This window comes from Streptomyces sp. NPDC085937 (assembly GCF_044540535.1).
In the GTDB taxonomy this organism is placed as follows: Bacteria; Actinomycetota; Actinomycetes; order Streptomycetales; family Streptomycetaceae; genus Streptomyces.
Map to the genome: position 1 here is coordinate 189,393 of NZ_JBITSH010000006.1, position 15,227 is coordinate 204,619.

The 15,227-nt window shown below is 75.0% G+C and carries 13 protein-coding genes; 8 read left to right on the forward strand and 5 right to left on the reverse strand.

What is annotated here, in order from left to right:
* The first annotated feature begins 7 nt into the window (after positions 1 to 7).
* Entirely contained in the window at positions 8 to 985 is a 978-nt protein-coding gene (locus ACIF8S_RS15485; protein ID WP_399999818.1) for an O-antigen ligase family protein, read from the forward strand.
* 20 nt (positions 986 to 1,005) lie between these two features.
* Here the strand turns inward: ACIF8S_RS15485 and ACIF8S_RS15490 are convergent, their stop codons facing one another.
* Together ACIF8S_RS15490 and ACIF8S_RS15495 are read right to left on the reverse strand one after the other, a co-directional pair.
* A complete protein-coding gene (locus ACIF8S_RS15490; RefSeq protein WP_349799393.1) occupies positions 1,006 to 1,551 on the reverse strand; it encodes a hypothetical protein in 546 nt (181 codons plus the stop codon).
* 49 nt (positions 1,552 to 1,600) lie between these two features.
* Positions 1,601 to 2,395: an aspartate/glutamate racemase family protein gene (locus ACIF8S_RS15495; RefSeq protein WP_356793724.1), complete on the reverse strand. Its 795-nt coding sequence runs from the start codon at positions 2,393 to 2,395 to the stop codon at positions 1,601 to 1,603.
* A 39-nt stretch (positions 2,396 to 2,434) separates the two neighbouring features.
* Between ACIF8S_RS15495 and ACIF8S_RS15500 the strand changes: the two genes are divergently transcribed.
* On the forward strand, positions 2,435 to 3,628 hold the full coding sequence (locus ACIF8S_RS15500) for a glycosyltransferase (RefSeq protein WP_399999641.1): 1,194 nt from the start codon (positions 2,435 to 2,437) through the stop codon (positions 3,626 to 3,628).
* 7 nt (positions 3,629 to 3,635) lie between these two features.
* On the opposite strand, the gene ACIF8S_RS15505 is transcribed toward ACIF8S_RS15500, so the two are convergent.
* The gene (locus ACIF8S_RS15505) at positions 3,636 to 4,934 is read right to left on the reverse strand and encodes a TerD family protein (protein ID WP_399999642.1); all 1,299 of its coding nucleotides are present in this window, start codon (positions 4,932 to 4,934) and stop codon (positions 3,636 to 3,638) included.
* 299 nt (positions 4,935 to 5,233) lie between these two features.
* Between ACIF8S_RS15505 and ACIF8S_RS15510 the strand changes: the two genes are divergently transcribed.
* From ACIF8S_RS15510 to ACIF8S_RS15525, 4 genes are all read left to right on the forward strand, one after another.
* Positions 5,234 to 5,674 carry a DUF6643 family protein gene (locus ACIF8S_RS15510; protein WP_399999643.1) on the forward strand — a complete coding sequence of 147 codons (441 nt, stop codon included), beginning with the start codon at positions 5,234 to 5,236 and terminating at the stop codon, positions 5,672 to 5,674.
* Positions 5,675 to 5,713: 39 nt separating this feature from the next.
* Positions 5,714 to 6,541 (forward strand): MOSC domain-containing protein, encoded by an 828-nt coding sequence (locus tag ACIF8S_RS15515; RefSeq protein ID WP_399999644.1) that lies wholly within the window; start codon positions 5,714 to 5,716, stop codon positions 6,539 to 6,541.
* 103 nt (positions 6,542 to 6,644) lie between these two features.
* Complete coding sequence (locus ACIF8S_RS15520; protein WP_399999645.1) at positions 6,645 to 7,247, forward strand: hypothetical protein; 603 nt, start codon at positions 6,645 to 6,647, stop codon at positions 7,245 to 7,247.
* Positions 7,248 to 7,371: 124 nt separating this feature from the next.
* Positions 7,372 to 9,819: a right-handed parallel beta-helix repeat-containing protein gene (locus ACIF8S_RS15525; protein ID WP_399999646.1), complete on the forward strand. Its 2,448-nt coding sequence runs from the start codon at positions 7,372 to 7,374 to the stop codon at positions 9,817 to 9,819.
* A 47-nt stretch (positions 9,820 to 9,866) separates the two neighbouring features.
* Here the strand turns inward: ACIF8S_RS15525 and ACIF8S_RS15530 are convergent, their stop codons facing one another.
* Entirely contained in the window at positions 9,867 to 12,086 is a 2,220-nt protein-coding gene (locus tag ACIF8S_RS15530) for a hypothetical protein (protein ID WP_399999819.1), read from the reverse strand.
* A gap of 414 nt (positions 12,087 to 12,500) precedes the next feature.
* On the opposite strand from ACIF8S_RS15530, the gene ACIF8S_RS15535 reads away from it, so the two are divergent.
* Together ACIF8S_RS15535 and ACIF8S_RS15540 are read left to right on the forward strand one after the other, a co-directional pair.
* The gene (locus ACIF8S_RS15535) at positions 12,501 to 13,346 is read left to right on the forward strand and encodes a DeoR/GlpR family DNA-binding transcription regulator (protein WP_349799409.1); all 846 of its coding nucleotides are present in this window, start codon (positions 12,501 to 12,503) and stop codon (positions 13,344 to 13,346) included.
* Positions 13,347 to 13,408: 62 nt separating this feature from the next.
* On the forward strand, positions 13,409 to 13,879 hold the full coding sequence (locus ACIF8S_RS15540; RefSeq protein WP_399999647.1) for an SRPBCC family protein: 471 nt from the start codon (positions 13,409 to 13,411) through the stop codon (positions 13,877 to 13,879).
* Here the strand turns inward: ACIF8S_RS15540 and ACIF8S_RS15545 are convergent.
* Positions 13,853 to 15,004: a PLP-dependent cysteine synthase family protein gene (locus ACIF8S_RS15545; RefSeq protein ID WP_399999648.1), complete on the reverse strand. Its 1,152-nt coding sequence runs from the start codon at positions 15,002 to 15,004 to the stop codon at positions 13,853 to 13,855. The two genes, ACIF8S_RS15540 and ACIF8S_RS15545, sit on opposite strands and share 27 nt — an antisense overlap.
* Between the last annotated feature and the right edge of the window lie 223 nt (positions 15,005 to 15,227).

Genomic DNA, 15,227 nt, shown 5'->3' on the forward strand with positions numbered 1-15,227 from the left:
GGCGGGCATGGTGGTGCTGGGCGCGTGCGCGGCCTGGCCGCTGATCACCGCGGCGGCCCGGGACGGCCGTCCCGAGGGCATGCTGCTCGCGGTGCTGGCCGTGGCGGCGGGGTACGCGGCGGGCCGCATCGGCGGGGCGCTGCTGCCGGTGGCCGCCCCCTGCGCGGGCGCGGTGGCGGGGATCGCCCTCGTGGCGTGGGTGCCCCACCTGGCACCGGGCCCGCAGATCACCACTCCTCTCGGGCACGCCGGGGCGACGACCGCCATGGTGATCCTGGCGGCGGGCGCCGCCTGCTGTGCGGCCTGGGCGGCGGCCGCACCGGCGCCGCGGTTCGTGCTGCGGCTGCTCGCGGCGGGCGTGGCGGTGACCGCGGCGGTGCTGGGCTCGGCCGCGGGGTCCGTGGCGGCCACCCTGCTCCTGGTGTGTTCCCTGGCCGTCGGCCGCGTGCGGCACCGCGGCGCGGCCCTCGCCGTGCTGGGCCTGACGGCGGCCGGCGCGGTCGGGCTGACCTGGGCCGTCGCCGGTGACGCGGTGCCGGAGGGGTTCGCCGCGTCGTTGGAGGGCCGGCTCACCCCGCACCGGGTGGCGCTGTGGCACGACGCGCTGGACCTCGTACGGACGCACGCGGGCCTGGGCGTGGGTCCGGGGCGCTTCGGGGAGCTGAGCACGACGTCGGTCGGGTCACCGTTGTCCGACGGCAAGCCGCACTCCGCACCGCTGCAGCTGGCGGCGGAGCAGGGCGTCGTCGGGGTGCTCCTCGCGGCGCTGGCGTTCGGCTGGCTGCTGTACGCCCTGTGGCGCAGCCCGCGCTCGACACCGGTGGTGCTGACCGCCGGTACGGCCCTGACCGCGCTGGCGCTCGTCGCCACGGTGGGCAACGCCCTGAGCTTCACGGCGGTGACGGCCGGCGGCGGTTTCCTTGCGGGCCTCGCCACGTCCCGCCCCTTCACGGATCACGGGCGAACCGACCCGCCGCAGCACTGAGCCACGGACCTGGCGAAACCTCACAGCTTCGTGCCGGCGCGTCCCAGGCGGAGGCGGTCGCGGATGACGGTGACGGCGGCCTCCGCGTCGTCCACCGTCACCGTGAAGGTGTGGCCGTCGGCCAGCCGCAGCACCACGCCCTCACCGCGCCGTACGACGACCGCCGTGCCCTTCTCGGGCCGCCACCGGTACCCCCAGCCGCCCCAGTGCCGGGGCGTGACGTGCGGGGCGAAGTCGGCCCCGGCGACGTGTGACAGCGGGATGCGGCGGCGCGGCACGCCGATGTGGCCGCAGCGCACCTCGAGGTGGTCCTGGTCGACCCGCAGCGCGACGTGCACGAAGGCGAGGGTGCCGAACAGCACCAGGAGTCCGGCCGCGATGCAGCCGACGACGGCCATGGCGAGCGGCGCGACCCCGGACGTCCACGCGGAGTCGACGGCCAGCGCGATACCGAGTGCCATGCAGGCGGCGCCGATCAGCGCCAGCAGCCACTGGAAGCGGGCGGTGGCGCGACCGGTCCAGACCTCGGAGTACGGGCCGTGCTCGCCGGGGCGGTGGTCCCTCATGCTTCGAGGTTACTCAGAATCCGCTCCGCGGCCACCGCGTCGCACAGCGTCACTGAGCCGTCCGGGCGGGGACGACCGGCCGGAGCAGTCCGCCCTCGGGGTAGGTGAGGGCGGGGGCGGGCAGGCTGCCCGGGCGCCCGCTGAGGAGCACGGTCAGGCCGCCGGTGGCCGGCGCGTCGGGGGCGGGGTGCTCGCCGAGCCGCCGCAGGGCCTGCGCGGCGACCGCGCCGGCGGAGCCGTGCAGGGCGAGCGGCGGGCGCCCGGGGCGCTGCACGGCGGCGCGGATGCGGTCGGCGACCAGTTCGTAGTGGGTGCAGCCGAGGACGACGGTGGTCACGTCGTCGGGGGTGAGCTCGGCGGCCGCCGCGACGGCGGCGTCGACCGCCGTGTCGTCCGCCCGCTCCACTGCTTCGGCCAGGCCCCAGCAGGGCACCTCGGTCACGGTCACCCCGTCGGCGAACCTCTTGATCAGGTCACGCTGGTAGGGGCTGCCGGTGGTGGCGGGCGTGGCCCAGATGGCGAGCGGTCCACCGCCGGCCGCGGCCGGCTTGATCGCCGGGACGGTGCCGATGACCGGAAGGTCCGGCTCGTGGCGGGCGCGCAGGGCGGTGAGGGCGTGCACGGTGGCGGTGTTGCAGCCGACGATCAGCGCGTCGGGCCGGTGCACGGCGGCGGCCTCGGCGACGGACAGGGCGCGCCGGGTGAGGTCCGCGGGGGTCCTGGGTCCCCACGGCATGCCGTCGGGGTCGAGGGAGAGCACCAGATCGGCGTCGGGGCGCAGTCGCCGTACCGCTGCGGTGGCCGCCAGCAGTCCGATTCCGGAGTCCATGAGCGCGATCTTCACCCGGCCACGATAGACGATGAGCCGCTGCGGGGCCGTGCCGTGGGGCAGACTGCGGGCGTGAGCGCCATCGTGTGGAGTGCCGCCGTATCACTCGCCGCCTGGTTGTGGCTGCTGCTTCTCCAGGGGTGGTTCTGGCGTACGGACGTGCGGCTTCCGTCGTCGCGCGACCCCGGCGTGTGGCCGGACGTCTGCGTGGTCGTACCCGCGCGGGACGAAGCGGCGGTGCTGCCTGCGAGCCTGCCGTCGCTGCTCGCCCAGGACTACCCGGGCCGCGCCGAGATCTTCCTGGTCGACGACGGCAGCACCGACGGCACCGCGCGGCTCGCGCGGGAACTCGCGGAGCGGCACGGAGGTCTGCCGCTCACCGTCGGCTCCCCCGGTGAGCCGCCGGCCGGCTGGACCGGCAAGCTGTGGGCCGTGCGGCACGGGATGGCTTTGGCCCGGGCGCGGGGGCCGGAGTACCTGCTGTTGACGGACGCGGACATCGCCCACGCCCCGGACGGTCTGCGCAGGCTGGTGGCGGCCGCCCGGACCGGCGGGTTCGACATCGTGTCGCAGATGGCGCGGCTGCGGGTGGAGAGCCTGTGGGAGCGGCTGGTCGTGCCGGCCTTCGTCTACTTCTTCGCGCAGTTGTATCCGTTCCGCAGGATCGCCCGGCCGGGCAGCCGGACGGCGGCGGCGGCCGGCGGCTGTGTGCTGCTGCGCGCCGAGGCCGCCGGGCGGGCGCGGATCCCGGACGCGGTGCGGCACGCCGTGATCGACGACGTGGCGGTGGCCCGCGCGGTGAAGCGGATCGGCGGACGCGTCTGGCTGGGGCTGGCGGACGGGGTGGACAGCGTGCGCCCCTATCCGCGGCTGGCCGACCTGTGGCGCATGGTGTCGCGCAGCGCGTACGCCCAGCTGCGGCACAACCCGGCGCTGCTGGCGGGTACGGTCGCCGGTCTGGTCGTGGTGTACCTGGTGCCGCCCGTCGCGGTGGCCGTGGGCGCGGTCACGGGGAGCCTGCCGTGCGCGCTGCTGGGGGCGGCGGCCTGGCTGGTGATGGCGGGGACGTACGTACCGATGCTGCGGTACTACCGGCAGCCGCTGTGGCTCGCGCCGCTGCTGCCGGTGACCGCGTTCCTCTACCTGCTGATGACGGTGGACTCGGCGGTGCAGCACCGCCGCGGGCGTGGTGCCGCCTGGAAGGGCCGCACCTACGCCCGCCCGGAGGCCGCCGCCGAAGAGGCCTGACCGGCCGTCATTTACGGCCGGGCGTCCAGTTCATGCCCCAGCCGTAGGCGTGGTCGACGGTGCGCTGCGGGCTGACGCCGCGCTCCGGGACGAGGTAGCGGGCCTCGCGCTGGACGACCAGTTCACCGCCCCCGGTGTTGGTGATGAGCGCGAGCGCGCACACCGTGGACGGGACGGTGCACTCGTCGAGGGAGAAGTCGATGGGCGCGCCGTGCTGCGGCCGGAGGGTGACCGTCGCGTGCAGGTCGGCGAAGGAGCGGGCGCCCTCGTAGATGGTGACGAAGACGAGGATGCGCCGGAACAGGTGCTTCTGGTCGAGGTTGACGGTGAGGTTCTCACCGCTCGCCACGGCCCCGGTACGGTCGTCGCCGTCGAGGTGGAGGAACGGCGGCTGGTGCAGCGAGCCGAAGGCGTTGCCGAGGGCCTGGACGACGCCCTTCCTGCCGTCGGTGAGTTCCCACAGGGCGCACAGGTCGAGGTCGAGGTCGGAGTGCATGGCGACCGGGCGGCCCAGCTTGCCGGCCCAGCCGGAGAACTGCTTGCGCACCTCCCAGTTGAGGTTGACGTGCAGGGCGCCCGAGGTGCCGCCCTGCTTGGTCAGCGACACGGACGGCGCCGCCTTGGTGAGCGTCACCTTCGTCAGCCGGACCGGCGCGGGGGGCGCGGCCGGCGGGGGCTGCGGCACGGTGACCGGGGGCGCGACGGGCGGGGCCGCCGGCGGCCGGTGCGCGGTGACCGGCGGGGCGGCCGGCGGGGCCTGGGGCGTGGCGGGCGGGGCGGCGTGCTGGGGTTCGTCGACGGTGATGCCGTAGTCGGTGGCCAGTCCCTCGAGTCCGCTGCTGTAGCCCTGGCCGACGGCGCGGAACTTCCAGGCGCCCTGGCGCCGGTAGAACTCGCCGAGCACGAACGCCGTCTCGGTCGTGGCGCCGGCGGGGTCGAAGCGGGCCGCCCGGGTGCCGTTCGCGGCGTCCTGCACCTCGACGTACAGACCTGGGACCCGTCCGAAGGAGCCGCCGTCGCTGGAGGCGGCCAGGATGACGGTCTCGATGCCGGGCTCCACGCGCGTGAGGTCGACGAGGAGGGTGTCGGTGACCTCTCCCCCGGCCTGCCGCTTGCCCTCGTGCCGTACGGCGCCGGAGGCGTGGGCGGGCTGGTTGTAGAAGACGAAGTCGGCGTCCGAGCGGACCTTGCCGCCGGCCAGCAGCAGTGCCGAGACGTCCGCGTCCGGGACGCCGGGGCCGGAGCGCCAGCCCACGGCCACCCGCAGCGCCGTGGCCGGCACCGGTGTGTTCGATCCCTTCGGCATTGACATGTCCCGCCCCCATCACAGGTCGCCGCGCGCCGGGCCAGGTCCCGGCATCCGTCGGTGTTCGTCCGCCCAACCTATTCCCCCGGGCCCGGGGCGCCCACGCCCGAGAGGGGCGCAGCACCCCCGCAACCGCCGGTAACGCCCCAGGAACTCGGCCTTTACACGAAAAACACGCGGCAAGAAGCCCGTTTTCCCCAAGTTCGCTCGGATTGGGGATCGCCAGTCACCCAGGGCGCGGAAAACAACCCTCTTATCGGTCTCCCCAACCAGCACATCGTGGGCTTAACTTATGTGCCATGACCTCCCCCCGCTCCATGTATGGCGGCGGCTACTCCTCCGCTGCCTTCCCGGACACTCCGATCTACGACTCGCTCGTGGCCGAGCGGGGCACCCCGCAGATCGCCCCGATCCGGGTCCCCGCCGCGTACGAGGCGCCGGCCAGTCATCTGCCCGCGCTTCCCTCGGCGTTGCCGGCCCTCCCGGCGGCACCGTCCCAGCCGTCCTACGGCTACCCCCAGGCGCCGCAGCCCGCCCCGCTCCAGCAGGCGCACACGGCGTACATCCCGCAGCAGGCCACCGCGCCGCGCGGGTATCCCGGCCCCCAGCAGCAGCCGCCGCGCCAGCCGCAGCCCGCCGGGTACGAGGCGATGCGCCCCGCGGCCCCGCGTCCGGCGCCCGCGCCGTACCAGGACCCGTACGGCAACCAGCAGCCGCAGCCGCAGTACCGGGGGTACTGAGCGACCGGGGCCGTCGGCGCCTGATGGCACGATGGCCCCATGCGGAACGCTCGTGTGCGCTCGATTCACGTTCATCCGGTCAAGGCCTTCCGGAGCCTGCCGCTCCGGGAGGTCCTGGTGGAGCGCTGGGGTCCGGCCGGTGACCGGCGCTGGATGCTGATCGACGACGGGGGAAAGGTCGTCACACAGCGCCGTCACCCACACCTGGCCCTCGCCGCCGCCGAGCCCTTGCCCGGCGGCGGCGTCGTGCTGTCCGCGCCCGGCCGGGAGCCCGTCACGGTTCCCGTCCCGGCGTCCGGCACGAGGGTCCCGGCGGACGTCTTCGGCGACAAGGTGGAGGTCGTCCCGGCCGACGACGCGGCGGTGCACGCCTGGTGCAGCGGCCTCCTGGGCGTCGGCGTGCGCCTGGTGCACCTGGACGACCCGGCCGTGCGCCGGCCGGTGGACCCCGCGTACGCGCTGCCGGGCGAGACGGTCTCCCTCGCCGACGGCTACCCGCTGCTCCTCACCACGACCGCTTCCCTGGACCGGCTCAACTCCCTGATCGCACAAGGCGAGCACGCGGACGAGGGCCCGCTGCCGATGAGCCGCTTCCGGCCGAACGTGGTGATCGAGGGGACCGAGCCCTGGGCGGAGGACCACTGGACACGCGTCACGATCGGTGACGTACCCTTCCGGGTCGCCAAGCCCTGCGGGCGGTGCGTGGTCACCACCACCGACCAGGACACCGCCGGACGCGGACGCGAGCCCCTGCACACCCTGGCCCGGCACCGGTCCGCCGACGGCAGGCTCCTGTTCGGCCAGAACCTGGTGCCGCTGGCCACCGGCACCCTCCGCGTCGGCGACCCGCTGGAGGTCGTGGCCTGACGGACCGGCGGCAGCCGGGACCGCCCGACCGGGAACCGGTGCCGGGCCCGGCGCGTTTGCTCTCGTGAGGGGTTTGGTGGGAGAACCGGGCAGGGGGCGGACGGTGCGTGTGATCAGCGGACTGTGGCGCTGGCGGCACAACCCGCTGCGGCGCGGCACCGATCTCGCGGAGGCCTGGCTGGCGCTCACCGCGCTGCTGCTCGTCGCCCTGGCCGCGCCGCTGATCGGCGTCTTCTCCGGCCACGCGGCGCACAGTTCGCTGCAGCGGTCCGTCCGCGCCCAGCAGCAGTCCCGGCACCTGGTGACGGCGACCGTGGTGCGCGAGCTCGATCGGCTCGCGCCGGCCGCCGACCCGGAGCTGGTGGGCGGCGACGCGGGCAGACGCGTCCTGGCCCGCTGGACCGCTCCGGACGGCACCGACCGGCGCGAGCCCGTGCAGGCGCGGCTCGCGGATCCCGGGCCGGGCGACCGGTTCCGGATATGGACCGACGGGCGCGGGGACCGGGTCGCCCGCCCGCTCGACGCGGACACCGCGACGGCGCACGCGGTGCTGGCCGGGGCCGGTGCGGCGCTGCTGGCCGCCGGACTGTTCGAGGGCGCCCGCCGCCTGACGGTCCGTCGCATGCTGCACCGCCGGTACGCCCGCTGGGGCCGGGAGTGGGGCAGGGTGGGTCCGGACTGGGGCAGGGCGGGCGCCGACAGCTGACGGCGTTCCGGCTCTGGTCAACTCGCCGCCCCCGCGCACGCTACGGTGGTCCGGCCGGACCGATCGGCAGCGACTCGGGCGGGAACAGGCCACAGGTACGACGAGGTGGGGGCACGGCAACACCATGGCACAGGGCACGGTCCAGGTGACGCACACCGGCACATCGAGGTGGCGGCGCCGCACGGGTGAGTACCCATCGCTCGCCGCCGCCCTGGAGGCCGCGGCCGAGGGTGACGTCCTCACCGTCGCTCCCGGCACCTACCGGGAGAACCTCGTCGTGCAGCGGGCGGTGACCCTGCGCGGGCCCGAGGGGTCGCCCGGCTCGGTGCGCATCGCCCCGGCGGACGGGGTGCCGCTCACCGTGCGCGCCTCCGCGGTGGTGCAGGACCTGCACGTGGAGGCACAGGACGCGACCGCCCCGGCCGTGCTGGTGGAGGAGGGCACCCCCGAGCTCCGGGACATCCGCGTGGTCAGCCGGTCCGCCGCCGGGATCGAGGTGCGCGGGGCCGCCCGGCCCACGGTGCGCCGGTGCACGGTCGACAATCCGGCGGGCGTCGGCATCGCCGTACTGGACGGCGGGGGCGGGGTGTTCGAGGAGTGCGAGGTGGTCGCCGCCGGTCAGGCGGGCGTCGCCGTCCGCGGCGGCGGGCATCCGCGCCTGGAGCGCTGCCGGGTGCACCACACCTCCGGTTCCGGGCTCACCGCGACCGGGGAGAACTCGGCGCTGGAAGCCGTGGGGTGCGAGGTGTACGAGGTACGGGGCAGCGGCGTCCAGGTGACCGGCCGCGCCACCGCGCACCTCACCGACTGCGACGTGCACCGCACCACCGGGGACGGCGTCACGCTCGACACGGACGCCGTGCTGACGCTGGCCGACTGCCGCATCCACGACATCCCGGAGAACGCGGTCGACCTGCGGTCCCGTTCGGTGCTCACGCTGACCCGCACCACGGTCCGGCAGTTCGGCCGCAACGGCCTGTCGGTGTGGGACCCGGGCACACGGGTGGACGCCAACCAGTGCGAGATCTTCGACAGCACCGGCGACTACCCGGCGGTGTGGGTGAGCGACGGCGCCACCGCCGTCCTGGACTCCTGCCGGGTGCACGACGTGCCGGACGCCCTCTTCGTGCTCGACCGCGGCTCACGCGCGGACGTCGTCGACAGCGACCTCTCCCAGGTGCGCAACACTGCGGTGTCGGTGAGCGACGGCGCCACCGCCCAGCTCGACGACTGCCGCATCCGGGACGCGGCGACGGGCGCCTGGTTCCGTGACCACGGCAGCGGCGGCACCCTCAACAACTGCTCCGTGGACGGCACCCAGACCGGCGTGATCGTCACCAAGGGCGCCGACCCGACCGTCGAGCGCTGCACGGTCGACTCCCCCGCCGAGGCGGGCGTCTACGTCTCCGCGGGCGGCCGTGGCACCTTCGAGAACTGCAAGGTGACGGGCAGCGGCGGCTACGGCTTCCACGTGATCGACGGCAGCCGCACCACGCTGCGCAAGTGCCGTACGGAGCGCTGCGCGCGCGGGGGGTACGAGTTCGCCGAGGGCACCGACGGGACGTCCGGCTCGGGCGGCCCGGTCGTCGAGGACTGCACGAGCGACGAGTCCGGCAGCCTGCGGGCCGAGCCCCCGGCGCCCGAGCCGGCGGTGCAGACGACGGGCCACGGCACGGGACTGCTGGGCACGGTTCCCGCCCAGGTCGGCACGGTCCCCGCCGAGGCCCCGACCGGGGCACCGCCCGCCCCGGAGCGTGCGGCGCGCACCTCCAAGGACGTCCTCGGTGAACTGGACGCCCTGGTCGGGCTGGACAGCGTCAAGCGTGAGGTGCGGGCCCTCACCGACATGATCGAGGTGGGCCGGCGCCGCCGGCAGGCGGGCCTCAAGGCGGCCTCCGTCAAGCGGCACCTGGTGTTCACCGGCTCCCCCGGCACCGGCAAGACCACCGTGGCGCGGCTGTACGGCGAGATCCTCGCCTCGCTCGGGGTGCTGGAGCAGGGCCACCTGGTCGAGGTGTCCCGGGTGGACCTGGTCGGTGAGCACATCGGCTCGACGGCGATCCGTACCCAGGAGGCGTTCGAGAAGGCGCGCGGCGGGGTCCTGTTCATCGACGAGGCGTACGCGCTCTCGCCGGAGGACGCGGGCCGTGACTTCGGCAAGGAGGCCATCGACACGCTGGTGAAGCTGATGGAGGACCAGCGGGACGCGGTGGTGGTGATCGTGGCCGGTTACACGGCCGAGATGGAGCGCTTCCTGTCGGTCAACCCGGGGGTGGCGTCCCGCTTCTCGCGGACGATCACGTTCGGCGACTACGGCCCCGAGGAGCTGCTGCGGATCGTGGAGCAGCAGGCCGAGGAGCACGAGTACCGGCTGGCGCCCGGTGCCGCCGAAGCCCTGCTCACGTACTTCACCGACATCCCCAAGGGTCCCGCGTTCGGCAACGGCCGCACCGCGCGGCAGACCTTCGAGGCCATGGTGGAGCGGCACGCGAGCCGGGTCGCCCAGCTCGACGAGCCCACCACCGACGACCTGACACTGCTGTACGCGGAGGACCTGCCCGTACTCCCCTGAGCACGGCTCCCCAGACCGCCGGCCGGTGCTCCCCCGCGCGCGTCTCCCTAGACCGCCGGACCGGGCTCGCCCGTCTGCCGGGGGGCCGGCACCTCGGGCCGCAGCCGGGCGAGCAGCAGGCGGCGTTCCTCCGCGAACGCCGGGTCGGCCTGGTAGTCGGAGTGGCCGAGTATCGGCGCGGGCAGCGGGTGTTGCGCGGTACGGCCGTAGGCCAGAGGGTCCTGCAGCGGGGGGCGGTCCACGTCGGGTCCGCCGTCCCCGGGCAGCCGTACCGGGCCGCCGATCGGGTCGGTGCGCCGGTACAGGTTGCGCCAGCAGACGACCTCCCGGTGCAGGGAGCTCAGCGCGTCCGGGCCGAAGTGCGCGGGGAACCAACGGCCGTACAGCCGCTCCAGCGGGGAACCGTAGGTGAGCAGGGCGACGCGCCGGCGGGCGGACGGCGGCAGCTGCCAGGCCGCGGCGGCGGCGAGCACGCTGCCCTGGGAGTGCCCCGAGAGCACCAGCCGGCCGCCGGTGGCCCCGGTCCAGGTGGCGATGCGCCAGGTCAGGTCGGGCACCGCGCGCTCGGCGTAGCACGGCGGCGCGAAGGGGTGCGCGGCGCGCGGCCAGAAGGTGCCGACGTCCCACAGGATCCCTATGGTGCGCCGGGCGGAGGCGTCCTTGTAGGCGCGGCGGCCCCAGGTGACGAGCAGGACGAAGCCGAGGCCGATCAGCCAGGAGCCGAGGGCCTGCGCGGTCTGCGCGGCGCCGTGCACGACGGGGTGCGTGCCCTGCGCCGCGTCGCCCGGGGTGCGGCCGGTGGCCAGCCCGCCGACGAGGGCGCCTGCGCCCAGCAGCAGGGTGGCGGCGGAGGTGACGGCGAGGATGCGCGGCCCCCGGTCGGTGAGGGCGGCCATGGCGCGCACCGACGCGATGCGGCGGGTGCGGCCGGGGTCGCCGGTCTCCTGGGGGTACTCCCGCTCCACGGCGGCCCGTTCGGCCCGCGCGAGGTGCCAGGCCCGCCGGGCGAGCCAGCCGCACATGACGAGGAGCAGGACGAGCAGCGGGGGGATGACGGACGCCTGCCAGGTGAGCAGGACCGGCGGTCCGGGGAGCGAGGCCCGGGTGCCGTCGAGCCAGTCGGACACCCGCTGGGAGACCCCGCCGGACATCACCCCGCCGAGGGCGCAGGCGAGCATGGCGACCGCGGGCCCGGCCAGGCCCCGCAGCGCGGCGCGCCGGTCGGGGTCGGTGCGGTGCAGGGCGTGGGCGACGCCGGCGAGGACGATCACCAGCAGACCCTGCGCCAGGGTGAGGGCGCCGAAGGTGACGTTGCCCGGCAGCCTGCCCGACGACTCCCAGCCGGGGCGTTCCCAGCCGACGTACAGGGCGGTGAGCGCGAGCAGGACGAGGGCGGCGAGGGGCAGCCACCGCACGAGCAGGCGGTCCGCCTCGGCGTCGAGCCGGCGTTCGGTGCGCCCGCGCCGGCAGACCACCCACACCACCGCGCACGCCCCGGCCGCGAGGGCCGCCTCCAGCAGCACGCCCAGCACGGCGAGGGCCGCCGGGCCGCCGGGCCCGCGGTCGTGGCGGGCGGCGGCGGAGCCGACGGCGGCGGCGACCGTCAGCAGCGCGGCGGCGGTGTGCGCGGCGCGCAGCCGGGCGACCAGGCGGCGGCCGTACCAGAAGCCGGGCCGGCTCAGCGCGGTCGGGCCGGTGTCCTCCTCGGGTCCGGGGTCCGCGCTCATCGGCTGCTGCGACTCGTACGCGCTCCAGGTGCGCAGGGACAGGAACCACAGCAGGCCGGTGAGGGCGGCGGGCACCAGGGCGGCGAGGGCGAGCCTCCGGCCCGGCGCGCTCCACCAGCCGCCGTCGGGGCCGGGAGTGAGAAAGCCGAGCCAGGAGTGCCGGGCGGCGCACGCGGGCGTGCCCGCGCACTGCCAGGCGGTCAGGTCGAGGGCGACCTCGCAGGCGGCGGCGACGAGCAGCACGGTGAGGCTGAGGCCGGCCAGCCGCACCAGCAGTCCGTACAGCCGGACCGTGCGGCGGCGGCCGCGGGCGCTGGGCCGCATCCAGTGGGCGAGGTTGACCACCATGAAGGGCAGGAGCAGCAGCCACAGGGCGCGGGTGCCGTTTCCGGAGGTGAGGTTGCACCAGACGTAGGCCTCGGGGACGGGTTCCTCACGGCGGGTGGCGGGGTCGCGTTCCGCCTCGGTGTCGTCGGCGCGGCGGAACACGGCGGCGACGTCGTCGCCGGTGACGCGCACCGTGCGCGGGTCGTCGAGCATCTGCTCCGGGGTGGTGCCGCCCACCCCGTGGACCAGCAGCTCCAGGGCGGCCCCGGACCCGGGCGGTCCGTCGCCGGGGCGTTCGCCGTCCTCGGCCGGTCTGTGCCGCTGCGTGTTGTCCACCGTGTCGCACTTCCCCCGTGACGCCCCGTCGGTTCGGTCCGTGCGCGACAGGATCTCGCGTGTCAGGAGGGCGCACATCCCTCGTCACGTAATCTCCCCGATCCGTGTGACAGGCACGCACCACGGGGCGCCCAGAAGTGCCATGTACGCGACGAGCCACCGGTGGCGCCGCCCGTGGCACGGCATGCGAGGATGGGACGTCCGCGCGCCGGTGCCGGGTCGATGCCGCCCTACGCCGTGCACGTGCGGGCGTGTGTCGGACGGCTGTGCGGCGAAAGGACCGGAGCGTACGTGAGCGAGAATCAGAACCTGCTCGCGGAGCAGCGGCGCACCCTGATCCTCGACGAGGTCCGGCGGCGGGGCGGGGTCCGGGTCAACGAGCTGACCCGCAGGCTCGGTGTGTCGGACATGACCGTCCGCCGCGACCTCGACGCGCTGGCCCGGCAGGGCGTTCTGGAGAAGGTGCACGGCGGTGCGGTCCCGGTGGTCGAGGCCAGCACGCACGAGCCCGGTTTCGAGGCCAAGTCCGGCCTGGAGCTGACCGCCAAGGAGGACATCGCGCGCGCGGCGGCCGAGCTGGTCCCCCCGGGCGCGGCGATCGCCCTGTCGGGCGGTACGACGACGTTCGCGCTGGCGCACCGGCTGACCGACGTCCCCGATCTCACGGTGGTCACCAACTCGGTGCGGGTGGCGGACGTCTTCCACGCGGCGCAGCGCACCTCGGGCAGCCGGCCGGGGGCGGCCACGGTCGTCCTGACCGGCGGGGTGCGCACCCCGTCCGACTCGCTGGTGGGCCCGGTGGCCGACCAGGCGATCGCGGCGCTCCACTTCGACCTGCTGTTCCTCGGGGTGCACGGGATATCGGTGGAGGCGGGACTGTCGACGCCGAACCTGGCGGAGGCCGAGACGAACCGGCGGCTCGTGCAGTCGGCCCGGCGCGTGGTCGTGGTCGCCGACCACACCAAGTGGGGCACCGTGGGCCTGAGTTCGTTCGCCTCGCTGGAGCAGGTCGACACCCTCGTCACGGACCCGGGACTGCCTCCCGGGGCGCGCGCGGAGGTGTCCGAGCATCTGCGGCGGCTGGTGGTGGCGGGCGAGTCCGAGGAGCCGGGGACGGCGGAGGCCGCCGACGCCTGACCGGAACACCGCCCCCTTCGCGGTTCCGCCCAAGTCCGCTGTGCATCCAGGGAGTTGAGTCGATGGCCCACCGTCTGCGCCCCGAGGGGCCCGAGTTCGCCGGCACGGCACCCGTGCGTCTGGTCTTCGAGCGGGAGGTCACCGCCGCCCCGGAGACGGTCTTCGACGCGCTGGCCCGGGACGTCACCGGCTGGACCGCGTGGTTCCGCGCGGTGACCTTGTGCCGCCCGCTGGAGGGCGGCGCGGGCCGCGAGCTGCGCCTGCTGGGCGCCGCCCGGTTCCGCGAGACCATCCTGGTGGCCGAGGAGCCCGAGGTGTACGCCTACCGGGTCGACGTGACCAACGTGCCGGGCGCGCGTGCCATGGTCGAGGAGTGGCGGCTGCGGCCCGCCGGCACGGGCACACGGGTGCGCTGGACGATGGCGGTCGACGGGAGCGTGCCGTTCCGGCTGGCGCTCAAGGCGTCCCGCCCGGGTCTCGCGGTGGGCTTCCGTGACGCCATGACCTCACTGGACCGCCGTCTCGCGGGCTAGTCCGCCGGGCCAGACGCCGGTGCGCAGCAGGGAGTCGATCGCGGCCGAGTACGGTGCCACGTCCAGGCCCTGCCCGGCCAGCCAGGCATCGGAGTAGTACTTGTCCAGGTAGCGGTCGCCCGGGTCGCACAGCAGCGTGACCACGCTGCCGCGCGTGCCGCGTTCCACCATCTCCGCCACGATCTTCAGCGCGCTCCACAGCCCGGTGCCGGTGGAGCCGCCCGCCTTGCGGCCGATGACCCGCTCGAGGGCCCGTACGGCGGCGACGGCGGCCGCGTCGGGCACCTTCATCATCCGGTCGATCGCGCCGGGCACGAAGCTGGGCTCCATCCGCGGTCGTCCGATGCCCTCGATGCGGGAGGCGCTGTCGCAGGAGACGTCCGGGTCACCGGTCGTCCAGCCCGTGAAGAAGCAGGAGTTCTCCGGGTCGGCGACGCAGACGCGGGTGTCGTACTGCATGTGGTGGACGTAGCGGGCGAGGGTCGCCGAGGTGCCGCCGGTCCCGGCGGTGGCCACGATCCACTCCGGCTGCGGGAACCGCTCCCTGCGCAGCTGACGGAAGATCGACTCGGCGATGTTGTTGTTGCCCCGCCAGTCCGTGGCCCGTTCCGCGTAGGTGAACTGGTCCATGTAGTGGCCTCCGGTCTCCGCCGCCAGGGCGGCGGACGCCTCGTACATCGTGCGGGGGTCGTCCACGAAGTGGCACCGGCCGCCGTGGAACTCGATCAGGCGGCACTTCTCGGCGCTCGTCGTGCGGGGCATGACGGCGATGAAGGGCACGCCGATCAGCTTCGCGAAGTACGCCTCGGACACGGCCGTCGAGCCGCTGGACGCCTCGATCACGGGGCGCCCCGGCCGGATCCAGCCGTTGCACAGGCCGTACAGGAACAACGAGCGGGCCAGCCGGTGCTTGAGGCTGCCCGTGGGGTGGGTCGACTCGTCCTTCAGGTAGAGGTCGATGCCCCACTCCTCCGGCAGCGGGAAGAGCAGCAGATGGGTGTCGGCGGAGCGGTTGGCGTCGGCCTGCACCCGGCGCACGGCCTCTTTCAGCCAGGCCCGGTAGGCATGGTCGCTGCGGTCGACGTCGAGGGTGGCGCCGGTCAGGGTCTGTTGGGGAGTGCTCACGACAGGGCTCCTTACACTGTGCGCCGACGGCGTCCCGCGCGGCCGACACACCGATCATAGGCACCGTCAGCACCACCTCTCACCTGCATAAACACATCTTTGAGGGCACCAAAGGCACCCCTGGGGCCGGGGGCGCGCGGGATCGGGGGCGCATTGGCGTGAGTGCCCCCCGCGCCCCGGGCGACGGGGGCACGGGCACTGGTGCTCGGCGGCGGGGACGGGC

What these genes read in the sequence shown, in the direction of transcription:
- ACIF8S_RS15540 (WP_399999647.1), top strand. Translation starts at nt 13,409, where the DNA reads ATGGCCCACCGTCTGCGCCCCGAGGGGCCCGAGTTCGCCGGCACGGCA.
- ACIF8S_RS15505 (WP_399999642.1), bottom strand. Translation starts at nt 4,934, where the DNA reads ATGCCGAAGGGATCGAACACACCGGTGCCGGCCACGGCGCTGCGGGTG.
- ACIF8S_RS15530 (WP_399999819.1), bottom strand. Translation starts at nt 12,086, where the DNA reads ATGCTCGACGACCCGCGCACGGTGCGCGTCACCGGCGACGACGTCGCC.
- ACIF8S_RS15525 (WP_399999646.1), top strand. Translation starts at nt 7,372, where the DNA reads ATGGCACAGGGCACGGTCCAGGTGACGCACACCGGCACATCGAGGTGG.
- ACIF8S_RS15485 (WP_399999818.1), top strand. Translation starts at nt 8, where the DNA reads ATGGTGGTGCTGGGCGCGTGCGCGGCCTGGCCGCTGATCACCGCGGCG.
- ACIF8S_RS15515 (WP_399999644.1), top strand. Translation starts at nt 5,714, where the DNA reads ATGCGGAACGCTCGTGTGCGCTCGATTCACGTTCATCCGGTCAAGGCC.
- ACIF8S_RS15490 (WP_349799393.1), bottom strand. Translation starts at nt 1,551, where the DNA reads ATGAGGGACCACCGCCCCGGCGAGCACGGCCCGTACTCCGAGGTCTGG.
- ACIF8S_RS15510 (WP_399999643.1), top strand. Translation starts at nt 5,234, where the DNA reads ATGACCTCCCCCCGCTCCATGTATGGCGGCGGCTACTCCTCCGCTGCC.